The organism is Microbacterium sp. NPDC060117, assembly GCF_042729315.1.
Taxonomy (GTDB): Bacteria; Actinomycetota; Actinomycetes; order Actinomycetales; family Microbacteriaceae; genus Microbacterium.
Map to the genome: position 1 here is coordinate 42733 of NZ_JBHWXR010000003.1, position 13165 is coordinate 55897.

Consider the following 13165-nt stretch of genomic DNA (forward strand, 5'->3'; position numbering starts at 1 on the left):
GCGTTCGCGCGCGACCACCGTGGATCAGCATTTTTCCGGGGATCCACGATTTCTGAGCGGATCTCAAACCACGCATACTTTCCCGAGCTGTTAGCACCCGTGTTAGCACCGCCCATAGCGTTCATGGCCGCTCGAACAAATCGAGCTGCTCGCGGTCATAGAGAATCACTCGACCGACTCGACGAAAGGGAGGCCCAGCGCCAAGCGCGCGCCAGTTAGCGAGGGTCTTCGCGCTCACCCGAAGCCGTGCCGCTGCCTCAGATGGTCTAAGCCAGCGCTCGAACTCCTCGCCGTCTACGGGCCGTGCGGGCTGCTCCTCAAGTGTGCGCAGCCAGGGCGCCAGCTCAGCCCGGATCGCGGCGCGCACCTCGCTACGGATGATCTCTCGCAGACGCTCGTCGATCGTGCCCATGCTCAGGACGATAGGGCACAGTCGATCAGTCGGGCGGGAACACATGCACGCGGTCAGCCCGGATTCGGCCATCCTCGAGAATGAACATCATCAGGTCGCCGCCGATCGGTACTTCCCTCTCTTCACGGAGCCGTGTGGCGAGTTCGATCGTCTCTTCCAGCGTGGTCGGCTGGTATGCGGTGAAGGTCTGTGCGGGCGGGTTGATGAAGTACGCAGGGCCTTCGTGTCGCTTGCCTTCGAACTGGTCGCCGACACTGTAGCTGTAGCGAGCGAGCTTCCCGCTCTGGAACCCGAACAGGTGAACCGTGCATCGCCCAATATCTGAGCCGTGGTGGGCCGTCACGCTGCCGTAGAGCTCCTGCAGCTTGGCAGTCGCGCCATCGTTGATCTGCTCGAGCGTGAGCCCCGCACCATGCTCCTGAAGGTGCCGGAACCACTCTGCGCCTACATCCGCCGCTCCCGTCACAGTCATCCCGATATTGAGTTCCGGGAGATACCAAACCTTCAATTGGGCGCGCCGTGGTGCGTTCTCGTCGTCGACAACGAGCGTGTCGCTGAAGATGATCGCGAAATCCTCGCGCTGATCCACCATGAGCAAGGTCATGCTTCGTCCTTTCGTGGGATGAATGCGCCGTCAAACGCTTCGGCGATCCGGCTGTTGTACAGGTTGGCCATCGGGCTCGAGTACGACCCGGACGTGATCGCGTTCCGCCATTCGTCGATCCTGTCGGCGCCGCCCGCATTCGCGACATCCTCGGCGGTTAGCACGTACTCGCCGTTTGACAGTCGAGCCATGATCGAGTCGGAAGTGCTACTGCCCGGGCCGACGACGCGCCCGCCTGTCGCGTAGGTCCCCATGTGACCGTTGCCGGAGGCGTCCCCGTTGAGGTCTGGCATCACGGCGCGGTACTCGATCGTGCCGTTCAGGGTGCCGTACTGCGATAGGAAGTCGTCGATTGTCCAGCGTGCCCGAGAGGCATCGGCGAGGATGTCGACCTTCTTCTCCTCGGGAATGCTGAGGATCGTGTCACGCAAGTGCGCTGCCTGTTCATCGCTGGCGCCCATCGCCTTCGCGGCGTCGTACAGCTTCTGCCGGGACTCCTCGAGTCGGGCCGTGAATCCGGCGGTGTCGCCGTCGAGCTGCAGTTGAGCTGCCGCGGCATCCCACGCATCCTTGGCGAGATCCTTCAACATGCCCATATTGTCGCGGCCGGCCTCGGTCGTCAGGTCGAGAGTCGCTGAGTACCCGTCTTGGCCCTCGCTGATCTTCGCCACCTGCTCGGCGACGCTCGCCAACGTGTCCTGATATGCGATGTTCGCGCCGATCGCATCCTGATTTGCGCCGTTTGCTTCGTTGACCTGGTCGATGAGCTGCCGCAGCTTCGAGTTCAGGTCGTCGACACGCTTCGCTTCGTCCATGTAGGAATCGGCGGCGCTCTTCGTCGCCTCGGTCGCTCCGGCGTTGGCTTCTTGTTCCTGGCCCTTGATCTCGATGCCACGCTTGATCGCCTCGTTCTGCGACCCGATGCCGTTCGTCATTGCTTCGAGTGCGAGGCGCGTCTCGGCCGCGCTCATACCCGTCTTCGACGCGATGTCGTAGAACTTCGCTGTGTCGCCGCCGAGTGCGTCGTAGTACGGCTTGAGCTTCGCCATGGCGGCCTGATTGCCCATCGCCGCATCGGTGACCGTGTCGAGCGATACCCCGAGCTTGCCTGCCGCGTCGTATGCCGACTGCCAGTTGAAAGACAGCCAGTCGCCGCCCTTCTTCAACTCGTCAACGGCGATCTTGCGAGCAGAGTCGCCGATCTTGGCGGCACCGTCAGCGATCGTGTCTGCGTACGACTGCGCGAGTGCTGTCGCCTGCTGATGCTTCGCCGCGAGTTCGCCGACCACCAGGAAAAGCCCGCCCAACGCGAGGCCGGCAGCACCCGCGGTGAGGCCGATGCTCTTCATGGAGAAGCCCGCGCCCTGGATCGCCGACTTGTACTCCAACCACTTCGGGATGGTGCTGAACGCTGTCCCGCCTGCGAGCAGTACGGCGCCAGTCGCACCTCCGACGACGGAGATAACCTCCTGCACTGGGGCCGGCAGGTCGTTGTACATGTCGATCAGCCCCGTGAGCGCCTGCGCCATCGTCCGCAGCGTGTCGTTGGCAACGCTTCCGGTCTGGATAAGCGCCGAGTCAAACGCGCCGCCGAGCGCTTCGATATCGCCCTTCAAGTTGTCGAGCCGACGCCGTGCGGTATCGGCTGCGTATCCCTGATCGTTGACGGCGTCCGTCCACTCGCTGATGCCCTGTGCACCTTCGGAGTAGAGCACTGTGGCGGCACGCACGGCGTCGGACCCGAACATGACACTCATGGCCGCGTTGCGTTGCTCTGGTGTGAGTTCCTTCATCGCCGACTGCAAGCTGCCCGCGTATGTCGCAAGTCCAACGAACTGCCCGGAGGCGTCGTACGCCGAAATGCCGAGCTGATCCATCATCTTCTGCGCTTCGGCGGACTGCGGCGTGAGCCGCTGCAGCATCGTCTTGAAGCTCGTGCCCGCATCGGAGCCGAGCAGGCCTTGCGAAGCGAACGCGGCAAGTCCCGCGGTCGTCTCCTCGATGCTCAGTCCCGTGGACGACGCGACCAGACCAGTCTGGTTCAGCGCCGCAGACAGGTCAGTGACGTCGCCCATCGCTTTGCCGGCGCCGGCTGCGAGCAAGTCGGCAACGTGAGACATGTCCTGACCCTTGAGGCCGAACTGAGTAAGCGCGGTTGACGCGATGCCTGCGGCTTCCGCAACTCCGAGTCCGCCGGCAGAGGCGAGATCGAGCGCACCTCGCAAGCCACCATTGAGAATGTCGGCCGTCGAGACACCGGCTTTGGCCAGCTCCTCGATCGCGTTGGCCGACTCCTCAGCGCTGAATACCGTGCTCGCCCCTGCATCGATCGCTGCCTGCCGCAGCAGATCCATGTTCTCTGACGACTCGTGCGTGGCCGAGGATACCGCCGACATGGCCTCGTCGAAGTCCGCGAACTTCTTCACGGCGAGCCCGAATCCTGCGGTGATCATCCCTCCGGCCGCGATTCCCGCCATGCCGAGCGCGTTGAACGCCTCGCGCTTCTGCGCCAGCTTCTCCGCCTCTGAGCCAACCTCACGGGTCGACTTCGCCGCATCAAGCATTCCCCGCTGGTACTCCGCAACCTGCGCGGACACTCGCACCTTGACTACGCGTTCAGACATTCACACGATCCTTTTCGTCCTTCCGCGCCGTGCCGCCTTCTTCAGCAGCATCGGGAGGATAGAACTGGTCATCGGGGATAGAACTGTGGTCGCGCTGTTCTATCCCCACGGTTGAAAGCACACCGCGCTGCTCTTTGCCTGGCGGCCTGCAGCGCAAGCAGTAGGACACTCCGATGTGTCCCGTCAGGTCGGCACCACACCCGCCCCGGCACACGCGCGGCAGCGGCCCGTATCGGGTCACCTGCTTGTACGCGGCCACACAGCCGGCGCACCGCAGCCGCGGACGACCGCGAGTCTGCATCGGCAGAGCCATGTCGCAATCAACGCACCTTCGCACTCATCCGCCCCTTCCCTGCTGTCGGGTTTCCGTTGCCGGAACTGGTCTTCTGGACGCGATGCGCGCCCATGTCGACCATGCCGGCCGGGAGCTGCGCCTTCATCCGCGCCACCACGTCCAGGCCAGGGCCCGCCGCGCTCGGATCCGCGCCAACAAGCTTCGACATCAGATCCCGCAGCTGCGCGACCGCTGAGGCAGTGCCGCGATCGTCGATCGTCACAGCCAGGCGGATCGCCGCGGCGCGCTCCCACCCGGCAACGCACTGGCGATCAAGCTCCGCAGTGACCTCGTCTTCAACGCTCATACGACCTCCGCGTTTTCATGTGGAGAGAGAAAAGTCGACTCCCCGGCGGTACCCGGCCCGGAGGGCAAGGGGGTGTCCCCCACCCCCTCTGCGACGGCTTGCCAGCACCGCTCCCGGTGCGAATCCGCGCGGCCACGCTTGGCCGACAGAGCGTGTCTCGTACTGTCGCTCGCGACGACGTTCCTCGAAGCCGTGCGACCGTTGAGCCGAAGCGCTGGGAGGTGGAGCGCGATGATCGCGTGTCTGTTGTTCTCGGTACGCTCAGCGCATGGAATGGACTTGGGGCTGGGGCGCGGTGATCGTGGCAGCCATAGCCGCAGCGATCGCCGTGTGGCAGGCGCTGGAAGCAAGACGGTCGCGGCTGGATGCTCAGCAGGCTCAGGGCTCTGCCGAGTCCGCGGCACAGGCCGCTGCAGGCGCACAGCAGCAGACCGCTGATGCTCTCGCTGCTATTGCCGAGCTAGTGCGACAGCAGCATGAAGATGCCAGGGCTGCCGCCTCCAAGAAGCCTGACCCATGGCGGGTTGAGCCGGTCCACAAGCCGACCGGCGACGCCGTGATGCTTCGGCTCGATGGTGATGATCCGGTGCACGACGTGAGCATGACGTTCGAGCGAGCCCCCGGGGTGCTGATGCTAGATCCGAATCCGGTGCCCAGCACGATGCACCCAGGTGACGCGGTCGAGATCTATTGGCTCAGAACGTACGATGATCGCGGCAGCGGCACGTTCGTGCTCGAGGTGCGCTGGCGCCGAGAAGGAGACGCGGAACTCGCCGTTTCGCGCACAACGCTGAGCTAGTGACCCGCATCTCGGGCACTTAGGAGGGGCATGCGCCTCCGGTGACCGGGCACACGTCGCCACGCCATGGAATCTTTGGATACTGCTCCAACAGACGCGCGGTTGGCCCCCATCCGACATTTAGGATCCGCGCAGCCACAACAATCGAGACGAGATCGGCGCCTGCCTGACGCACGCGAAGTGCAGCGCTCTGGGCTTTTGCTCCGGTCGTCCAGGTGTCGTCGAACACAACGACGTGCCTGCCTGACAGATTGATATCTGGGACAGACAGGCTGAGTGGATCTAGGGTCCTGGTCGTCGAGTCTGCAGTGCGCGTGAGGTCAAAGCGTTCCCAGTGGGGCGGCGCGAATCTCAGCAGACCTTCGATCGGATGCGGCCCGCTTCGTCGCGAGACTGCGCCAGACGGTACGTGCGTCACGTGCGTGACAGGCGTGCCAAGCGAATCGAGGCAAGCACCGTGTACTTCGAAGAAGTGCCACACCAGCGCCGACAGCCTCGCCAGCGCAACAGCCCGCACATCCTCGTTGTAGCCGTCTTTGTAGTTTCGGATATCACGTCGCAGCTGCTCGTTCATCTCCCCGGCGTAGCTCAGCGGCACGACCAGCGAGGCGAGCTGCTCAGCGCCGCTCACACCACGGAGGTCGCGGCAACTGTTGCAAAACGCAACGCCTATCGCATCGAGCGAACCCAGGCAGTCCCTGCAGACCCGCTCATCACGGAGGGGATTGAACGCAAGCTGAGGGAGGATCTTGTTCGCGCGCTCGAATCGTCGCGCCGAGAGACTACCTGTCACTTCACATCACGCGCTAGCTAGCCACTTAAGTGCGTGCTCATCTCGGTCGAGAATCTCTCGAACCGCAGTTCGCGCTTCTTCAGCGTCCCGGACCACCGTTACGTCGAATCCACCAGCTGCATACTCGCGACCCCATGAAGTACCAGCCGCGACCTGGGTTGTAATGACCAGTGGCCTAGCGTGCTTTACCGCTGCGCCGGCCTGAATGCGCGTGCCCGACTTCTCCGACGCTTCAGCAATCACTGTCAGTGAGCTATAAGCGCTCATGGTGATGTTCCGCTGTGGGAACGTCTGCCTTGTGGGCCGCATCTCCGGACGGAACTGCGAGATAAGCAGACCGCTCTCCGAGATCTGCTGCTGCAGTTCTCGATGCTCAGCCGGATAGACGTTGCGGAGCCCGTTGCCCAGCACCGCCACCGTGCGACCGCCCGCTCGAAGAGCAGCCCGATGCGCCGTCCCATCGACACCCCGCGCCAGCCCTGAGACGACGGTGATGCCGTCTTCAGCCAGATATCCCGCCAGCTGATCAGCAAACGCAATACCGTTCGGAGTGACCTCTCGGCTGCCAACGATCGCGGCCGAAAGCCTGTCGTTCTGAATCACGCCTCGCGAGAACAGCACAAGGGGGTAGTCATACACCGACCGAAGCTGACTGGGGTACCGATCTGAGAACGGCGTGAGGAGGGTAATTCCTTCGGCCTCCCACGCCGAGCGCGTCTCACTCGCCGCGGCCAGCAGACCTGATGCATCGATATCGAACAGCTGTCCACTTGCGTTCGTCAGAACATCGCTCGGTGCCTCTCCGTCATCAAAACGACGGCGGAGAACGGCGGCCGTCAGCGGCTTCTCAGCGTGAAAGAGAAGAGCGAGCAGAGCATCTTCTTCACTCATGTGTGCAGTCCTCTCTTTCACTCGCACCTGTGCGCATCGTTCCTGGATCAGAGTCTCGCACCGGCCACGGACATCGTCGCGCTGACCTCAGCCCTAGCCTACGCGACCCCTGTCACAGGGGCTCGTGCCCCACCGCTGTCTTACGTTTCGGTGCTCCTCTGCGGGGCGGGAGCCGTCGCGGATCGCTCGCCCCAGCAGCGGGAGCAGGAGGAGTCACACGCTGACGCGCCGTGCCCAGTGTTCGACCCTGCGTAGCTTGCTTGATGCGGCATCGCCGAGCGCCTTCTGCTTCTCGTCGCGCTCCTGACGGGGCGTCTTGTCGATGCCATAGTCGCGGCGGATGTACGCCACCGTGACGGCTGTACCCATGGCGTCGTTCGCTCGGCCCTGGAAGCGCCGCTCGAGGTGATTTGCCCACTCCCAGGCAACCTCGACGAATCCGTTCGCGCGGTGCGCCTTGGCCATGATTTCGGCAGCGGCACCGTCTGCAAGTTCGATGATCCGCGCTCGCGTCTTCAGGTCGACGGATCGCTTGATGTCGGCGATATCGACGCCCGGGTTTCCGAGCGTGCTGCGGCGCGATTCTGCGAAGAGGTAGTCGGGGGCGAATGCCTCGATGGCAAGGACTCCGGCCATGTCGGCGACTTCGAGTGCGGTTTCGATCGATCGGCCGGATTCGATGATGGCCTTCGCTGCCTCCCAGCGCTCTTGCGACAGCATGATCGCGGTTGTCGTGGAGGTGTCGCGTTTCGGTCGCACTTCCTCGAAGGTTCGCGAAAGCTCCGCCTCCGCGCTCGGGAGCTGCTGCACGAGAGCGAAGGCCTGTCGCTCGAGTGCAGATTCGCTCTCCTTCTGGACTCGCGCGACCTCAGCATTCAGCATCCGATTGGTCTGCGGAGTTATCCGCGAGGTGTCGATCATGTGAGACATGCGGCGCTCTGCATCGCGGCGGGCGCCGGCCGCGTCGAATGACTGCCGCGCGATGTTGTGCAGGTCGTCTGCGATCTTCTCGACGAGGTCCGCGGCGCGGTTGAATTCGTACATGCCCATGTGGGCTCCTTCCATCCGGTTGCCGGGGATTCCCCGGCGGTAGCTTCGGTGAAGCGTTCTGGGTACAAGAAAGACCCCCACGAGCGGCACTCCTGGCGCGAAGAGTCGGGGTTCTTCGCCGGGTGCTGCTCGTGGGGGTCGTTGCCCCTCCGTGCCTGTGAACACGGGTAGGGGTGCGGTGGGGGCGTTCGCCGCGCCTCGGTCCCATCGCAAGGATGTGGGCTGAGCTGCGGTCGTTCACAGGCCTGAGCATCCGCGGCCCGGCGAAGGCCCGCGGTCTGCACGGTGGAATCAGTCGATCCCACGACGGCGTTCAGATGCGCAAAAAAGCGTGTTCCGGATCTCATCCAGTTCACGCCTACGGCAGAAGCCTACCGAGCGGATCGGCCAAGCCGGTCAAGGCCGGTCTAGTCGGACGCTGGCCTTGAATCCTCCACTCGGTCCGCCAGTGATCCGCAGCGTCGACCAATCGGCATCGGGCGCATCGTCCACCAGTGCTTCGAGCATGCGCCCCACAGTGAACGTGACGCTCGACGATCCCTGCCAGATCGTCTTCGTCACCCAGTCATCTGTCTCTTGCCGAGTCATGCGCTGTTGGTTCTCGTCGCGAACACGCTCAAGGTCGTCGAGATGGACCATTCCGCTTCGATGCACCGGGATCTCACCCGAGTTGATCCATCGGCGAACCGTGCGCGTGCTGCGGCCTATGAAGTTGGCGCCGGCCGCGACCGGAACGAGGTAGTCGAGATCTGTCATCTGCGCACCTTGCGCTCACCGGGCCAGGCACCGATGCCGACCGCTTGTCGGCAAGCGGTGCACCATTGGCGGGCTCGGGCGTTCGCATGATCGAGCGCTGCCTGTAGGCGTGCGATCCGACGCCACCGTTCTACCTCACGGTGCAACGCCCTGTTCTCCCGCGCGCGTTCTTCCACGATCGCTTCCCCGGTTGTCATCGGCGCACCTGGCGGCGCTGCAGGACATCGATCGCGACGTCCGCGGCCCGCGCCGCCCGTTCACGCTCGGTGAGCCTGCGGCAGCGCGGACACTGGTCGATTGCCTTCCGGGCCGTCGCCTCGAGGTCGGTCACGCCACTAGCCCCCGTCGAATGATCTTGTCCAGCCATTGCTTGTCCCCTTTCCGGGATTCGTACTCCTCCACCGTCACACCGTGCTCGCGGCACCACTTGTCGCGCTGTTCGGTAGCCGTGAGCGGGCGCACGCTGGTAGTCGTGCGCAGCCGGCGCGGCTTAGACGGATCCGCCCGCCTCCGACGACATGTCGGGGCGGGCGGATTGACCGGCGGAGCTTCAGGCCTCCAAGGTTCGGCGCGAAGCCACTCGACCGCCCACCGTCTCTCAGACGCCGGTCGTCCGGCGACGCTCGCCGCGTACGCTCGCGCCGCCTCGAGGATCTGCGCTGCGGTCGCAACTCGTCGAGCGCGGCCGTACGCGACCGATGCTCGAGCACGGTCCTTGTGCCGGGGATAGACCGCCCAGAACTCTGCGAACTCGTCGACCTCAAGCGCGCCCAGATCGAGCGCGTCGCTCACGTGATCGCCGCCCCTTCGGGGAGCATCGACGTGTCCGCCCAGAGCTTGCCCTTAGCGCTTAGCTCCTCGAACGCGGCCGATCCAGCAGGCGGCCCTTGGTAGTCGTCGTACCGCGGCATCTCGCTGAGCATGTCGCGCGTCGTCTGCCATGCATCGGCGGCGCTCACATCGGCGAGCCATGCTTCGTCCTCGGCGCTCGGAGTCTCCCCCGTGCTGTGGATGATCAGATCTCTCAGGTACTCCTTCTGAGGCTCTGAAGCGAAGCGGCTCGAGTGTGTCGGTCGCTGCGCGAGCGACCTAATCTCTTCTCTACTGGTGGTCTTCTTCCCAATAGTCTTCTTAGGGGGCGGAGCATCCGGTGTCGGATTTTCCGACGACGGATCGCTCAGGGCGTAGTCGACACTCTGGAACCGCCCATCCGCTCCTGTCTGCTGGATCCGCTCCAGATATCCGGCCTCCTCCAGCTCTCGGATGGCCGACCGTACTGCATCACGCCCTTCGGTTCCAGCGCCTACCAGTGTGGCGACTGACACGGCCCAGCCCGGCTGATGCGACAACAGCTCAACCAGCAGCCCACGGGCTTTCCGACTGAGCCGGCGATCGCGTGCCCAGACATTCGGCATGATCGTGAAGTCGCGATCAAAACGCAGCGCTGTGCGGTGAATCACGACGCGGCTCGCTGCTGGTTGCGGCGCTCGGCGTAGGCTGCGTGCTCGATGAGAGCTACCGCCACCGTGCGAGCGCTGTCTGCGCTCAGCGCGGCACCTTCTGGCACGGCCAGACGCACGGTGCGCTGTCCCTCGAACCGGCTCGATACACCCACCTCGATGCGGTTACCACCGCTGTAGATCACGCGCATAGCGCTACCTCAATCCGCTGTTTGTGGATCTCCCAGCGAAGCTGTATCACGGACTCGTCAACGCCGAAGCAATCAGCGAGGAATGCCACCTGGCAGCCTCCGTGCGCTTCTAGGTACGCGTGCCATTCGTCATCTTCGATCAGGAACAAAGCTGCCCATTGGTCTGCTTCTGCTTCCTGCTCGGGCACGCTGTCGACATGCCCGTAGATCGCGTGTGCGACTTCGTGCGCGAAGGTGCTGAGCAGCTCGCTCGGCGCAAGATCAACGTCGATCCAGACCTCTCTTGTCTGGTGACGGTAGAACCCTAGTTTTCCTACGGGTAGAGCGGCGACGTGCACACGTACTCCGAGATCTCGGGCTATCCCGAGAAGTTTTCTGAACCGATGGTCAGACTCTCGGAGTCGCCTGAATCGCTTCTTGAAGCACGCGTACCGAGGCTCAAACCAAGGCCTTGCTTCCGTCATTGCACTACCTCGACTCGGCACCCGCGGATGTACCGATCGACCTCGCCGCGCTCATAGAGGACGGTCTTCAGCGTCGGCTTGTAGAACGGGATCCCTCGGCGCTCGTAGCGCATCTTCTTGAGGTTCCCGACGCTGATCCCCGTCAGTTCCATGACCGCAAGAGGCGTCATCCAGTCATCACTCATCGGGCGTTCTCCGCCGTTCCAGTGCGCTCGGATCCTTCGAGCCACGCAAAGACATCGGATTCGCGGTACACAACTACTCGGGGGGTCGGCTTCAGGTATTTCGGGCCGCGCCCCCTGAATCGGAGCAGGCCCAGGTTGTTCTTCGTCATCCCGGGCACGATCTCGCACACCTGCTCCGGCGTCAGGTACTTCACATCGATTGCTGTAGCCACATCGGCTCCCTTCTTGACTTGGTCTATGACGTTCGCGTGGACGCCTCCTGGCCGCTACCCACGCGGGAGCGTTACCTGCTCCCATCGGCTCCTGCATGCGGACTCTCGTCACGACGCCGGCCGATCCCTGTTGAGTTGTCAAGATGCTGTCGGTATCCGGCGCCACCGTGTCCGCTGGCCGCCGCTCCTGATCTGCTGTTTCAGCAGCTCTATTGCATTTCTAACAGGTTTCTGAGATTTCTGCAACCTATCTGAGATTTCAGCTAGTCTGTGTCGCATGGCACGAAACCGAGCAAACCCAATCGACGCCACCTTTGGACCGTCATTCAAGGCGGCGCGACAAGCGGCCAAGCTGAGCCAGGATGCCGTCGTTGAGGCGATCGCAGCGGATGGGATCACGCTGCACCCGACGGCTATCGGGCGGATCGAGAGCGGAGAGCGAAAGGTGACCGTGGGTGAGGCTGTTGCTCTCGCGAACGCGGTTGGCCAGACAGTCGACCGCATGACGGGTTCTGGCGCTGGCGCGCTAGATGCGCCCCGAACGTTGCTCGAGCGCGCCCGCGCAGACTTGATGCGAAGCGCGGGGGCGTATTACGAGGCGCTAAGCATCTTCGCAACAACAGCCGACGCCGTGACACCCGACTACCCCGCTCGCGACGAGGACGACGTGTTGGACACGGAAATGACGCTTGCGCCACCTCTTCGAGTGATCGCGCTCTACATGCTTGGTCATCTACGGAGCGAGCTAGAGCGACGCGCAGGCGACGAAGCCGAGTTGGGATATAGCGGCACGGTGCTTAGCGCTGATCAATGGGACCGGGACGCCATTATCCAGGTGATCGGCGGACCCGAAGCTGTCGCGAGGCTGATCCAAGCGGCCAACGCGGAGAACGGCAATGGGTAGCATCCACAAGTACGCGGTGAAGTCGGATACCCGGACGCGATACATGGTGATGTACCGGGATCCGAACAACAAGCAGGTGATGAAGCGCGGATTCACTCGCAAGACCGATGCTGAGTCGTACTTGCGCAGCATTGAGGTGTCCAAAGATCGCGGCGAATACGTGGACCCCGCCGATGCGAAGGCCACGATTGGCTCGCTAGGCAACACCTGGTTGGCGAGTCAGAAGACGGTCATGAAACCGTCGAGCTACCGATCTGTCGATTCCGCCTGGCGAACGCACGTTGAGCCGAAGTGGGGCAAGGTCGAGATCGGCCGCATTCGCCACAGCGACGTGCAGGCCTGGGTGTCAGGAATGGCGAGTGGATCGAGCGCTACAACGGTTCTGCGGGCCTACGGCGTGCTCGCTGCCCTCCTGGACGTCGCGGCGCGCGATCGGCGTGTAGCGCGCAACGTGGCGCGGCAGGTGACACTTCCACGCAAAGGGCGGAAGGCGAAGATCTATCTCACGCATGAGATGGTCGACCGGCTGGCCGTCGAATCGTCCCATCCGGATCTTGTGCTGTTTCTCGCATACACGGGCCTGCGCTGGGGCGAGGCGACCGGGCTGCGGGTACAGCACGTCGACATGAAGCGGCGCCGGGTGAAGGTCGAAGAGAACGCTGTCATGGTCGGAACCGTGATTGAAGTCGGCACGCCGAAGACTCACGAGTCGCGCTCGGTGCCGTTCCCACCGTTCCTCGAGAACGCGATCGGCGAAGCGATCAAGGGCAAGCGGGCCGGCGAGCTGCTGTGGGGCGACGGGCGGCTGCACATGCGGCTGCCGAACAGTCGCGATGGCTGGTTCGCCGCCGCTGTGAAACGACTGCAGGAAGCCGACGAGAAGGCGGCCATAGATGCAGAAGAGCACGGCGAGGAGCCTGGCGAGATCTTCCCGAGGGTGACGCCGCACGACCTGCGACATACCGCCGCCTCTCTGGCGATCAGCTCGGGCGCGAACGTGAAAGCTGTGCAACGGATGCTCGGGCACGCTTCGGCCGCGATGACTCTAGACGTCTATGGCGAGCTGTTCGACGACGACCTAGACGCCGTGGCGATGGCTCTCGACAAGGCGCGCGCTGGATCCGGTGTTAGCACCCTGTTAGCACGGGACATTCTCCAGACATGACGAAAGCCCCGCAA

The 13165-nt window shown here is 63.7% G+C and carries 17 protein-coding genes; 3 read left to right on the forward strand and 14 right to left on the reverse strand.

The genetic code is table 11. The annotated features are described in order from the left end of the window. Window positions 1-121: 121 nt before the first annotated feature. From ACFWCK_RS11965 to ACFWCK_RS11980, 4 genes are all read right to left on the reverse strand, one after another. Window positions 122-412 carry a helix-turn-helix domain-containing protein gene (locus tag ACFWCK_RS11965; protein ID WP_378806016.1) on the reverse strand — a complete coding sequence of 97 codons (291 nt, stop codon included), beginning with the start codon at window positions 410-412 and terminating at the stop codon, window positions 122-124. Between the two features lie 25 nt (window positions 413-437). After that, on the reverse strand, window positions 438-1016 hold the full coding sequence (locus ACFWCK_RS11970) for a hypothetical protein (RefSeq protein ID WP_378806018.1): 579 nt from the start codon (window positions 1014-1016) through the stop codon (window positions 438-440). Continuing rightward, window positions 1013-3640 carry a phage tail tape measure protein gene (locus tag ACFWCK_RS11975; RefSeq protein WP_378806019.1) on the reverse strand — a complete coding sequence of 876 codons (2628 nt, stop codon included), beginning with the start codon at window positions 3638-3640 and terminating at the stop codon, window positions 1013-1015. Before ACFWCK_RS11975 ends, ACFWCK_RS11970 begins: the two co-directional genes overlap by 4 nt. A 320-nt stretch (window positions 3641-3960) precedes the next feature. Continuing rightward, window positions 3961-4281, reverse strand: coding sequence for a hypothetical protein (locus tag ACFWCK_RS11980; RefSeq protein WP_378806020.1), 321 nt, complete (start codon window positions 4279-4281; stop codon window positions 3961-3963). A gap of 268 nt (window positions 4282-4549) precedes the next feature. Between ACFWCK_RS11980 and ACFWCK_RS11985 the strand changes: the two genes are divergently transcribed. Further along, window positions 4550-5080, forward strand: coding sequence for a hypothetical protein (locus ACFWCK_RS11985; RefSeq protein ID WP_378806022.1), 531 nt, complete (start codon window positions 4550-4552; stop codon window positions 5078-5080). A 19-nt stretch (window positions 5081-5099) separates the two neighbouring features. On the opposite strand, the gene ACFWCK_RS11990 is transcribed toward ACFWCK_RS11985, so the two are convergent. From ACFWCK_RS11990 to ACFWCK_RS12035, 10 genes are all read right to left on the reverse strand, one after another. Next, a complete protein-coding gene (locus tag ACFWCK_RS11990) occupies window positions 5100-5654 on the reverse strand; it encodes a hypothetical protein (RefSeq protein WP_378806023.1) in 555 nt (184 codons plus the stop codon). 225 nt (window positions 5655-5879) lie between these two features. After that, window positions 5880-6764: a DNA-processing protein DprA gene (locus ACFWCK_RS11995; RefSeq protein WP_378806024.1), complete on the reverse strand. Its 885-nt coding sequence runs from the start codon at window positions 6762-6764 to the stop codon at window positions 5880-5882. Between the two features lie 213 nt (window positions 6765-6977). Beyond that, on the reverse strand, window positions 6978-7814 hold the full coding sequence (locus tag ACFWCK_RS12000; protein WP_378806025.1) for a hypothetical protein: 837 nt from the start codon (window positions 7812-7814) through the stop codon (window positions 6978-6980). 396 nt (window positions 7815-8210) lie between these two features. Then, window positions 8211-8570, reverse strand: a complete 360-nt coding sequence (locus ACFWCK_RS12005) for a helix-turn-helix domain-containing protein (protein WP_378806026.1) — start codon at window positions 8568-8570, stop codon at window positions 8211-8213. Between the two features lie 193 nt (window positions 8571-8763). After that, on the reverse strand, window positions 8764-8901 hold the full coding sequence (locus ACFWCK_RS12010) for a hypothetical protein (RefSeq protein ID WP_378806027.1): 138 nt from the start codon (window positions 8899-8901) through the stop codon (window positions 8764-8766). Window positions 8902-9358: 457 nt separating this feature from the next. Continuing rightward, window positions 9359-10030: a hypothetical protein gene (locus tag ACFWCK_RS12015; RefSeq protein WP_378806028.1), complete on the reverse strand. Its 672-nt coding sequence runs from the start codon at window positions 10028-10030 to the stop codon at window positions 9359-9361. After that, window positions 10027-10221, reverse strand: a complete 195-nt coding sequence (locus ACFWCK_RS12020; protein ID WP_378806029.1) for a hypothetical protein — start codon at window positions 10219-10221, stop codon at window positions 10027-10029. The genes ACFWCK_RS12015 and ACFWCK_RS12020 overlap by 4 nt, the downstream gene beginning before the upstream one ends. Further along, entirely contained in the window at window positions 10212-10685 is a 474-nt protein-coding gene (locus tag ACFWCK_RS12025) for an ImmA/IrrE family metallo-endopeptidase (protein WP_378806030.1), read from the reverse strand. The genes ACFWCK_RS12020 and ACFWCK_RS12025 overlap by 10 nt, the downstream gene beginning before the upstream one ends. Then, window positions 10682-10870 (reverse strand): hypothetical protein, encoded by a 189-nt coding sequence (locus ACFWCK_RS12030; protein WP_378806031.1) that lies wholly within the window; start codon window positions 10868-10870, stop codon window positions 10682-10684. The genes ACFWCK_RS12025 and ACFWCK_RS12030 overlap by 4 nt, the downstream gene beginning before the upstream one ends. Next, window positions 10867-11082 (reverse strand): helix-turn-helix transcriptional regulator, encoded by a 216-nt coding sequence (locus ACFWCK_RS12035; RefSeq protein ID WP_378806032.1) that lies wholly within the window; start codon window positions 11080-11082, stop codon window positions 10867-10869. Before ACFWCK_RS12035 ends, ACFWCK_RS12030 begins: the two co-directional genes overlap by 4 nt. 277 nt (window positions 11083-11359) lie before the next feature. On the opposite strand from ACFWCK_RS12035, the gene ACFWCK_RS12040 reads away from it, so the two are divergent. Continuing rightward, complete coding sequence (locus ACFWCK_RS12040) at window positions 11360-11986, forward strand: helix-turn-helix domain-containing protein (protein ID WP_378806033.1); 627 nt, start codon at window positions 11360-11362, stop codon at window positions 11984-11986. Further along, window positions 11979-13151: a tyrosine-type recombinase/integrase gene (locus tag ACFWCK_RS12045; protein WP_378806034.1), complete on the forward strand. Its 1173-nt coding sequence runs from the start codon at window positions 11979-11981 to the stop codon at window positions 13149-13151. The genes ACFWCK_RS12040 and ACFWCK_RS12045 overlap by 8 nt, the downstream gene beginning before the upstream one ends. Window positions 13152-13165: the final 14 nt, after the last annotated feature.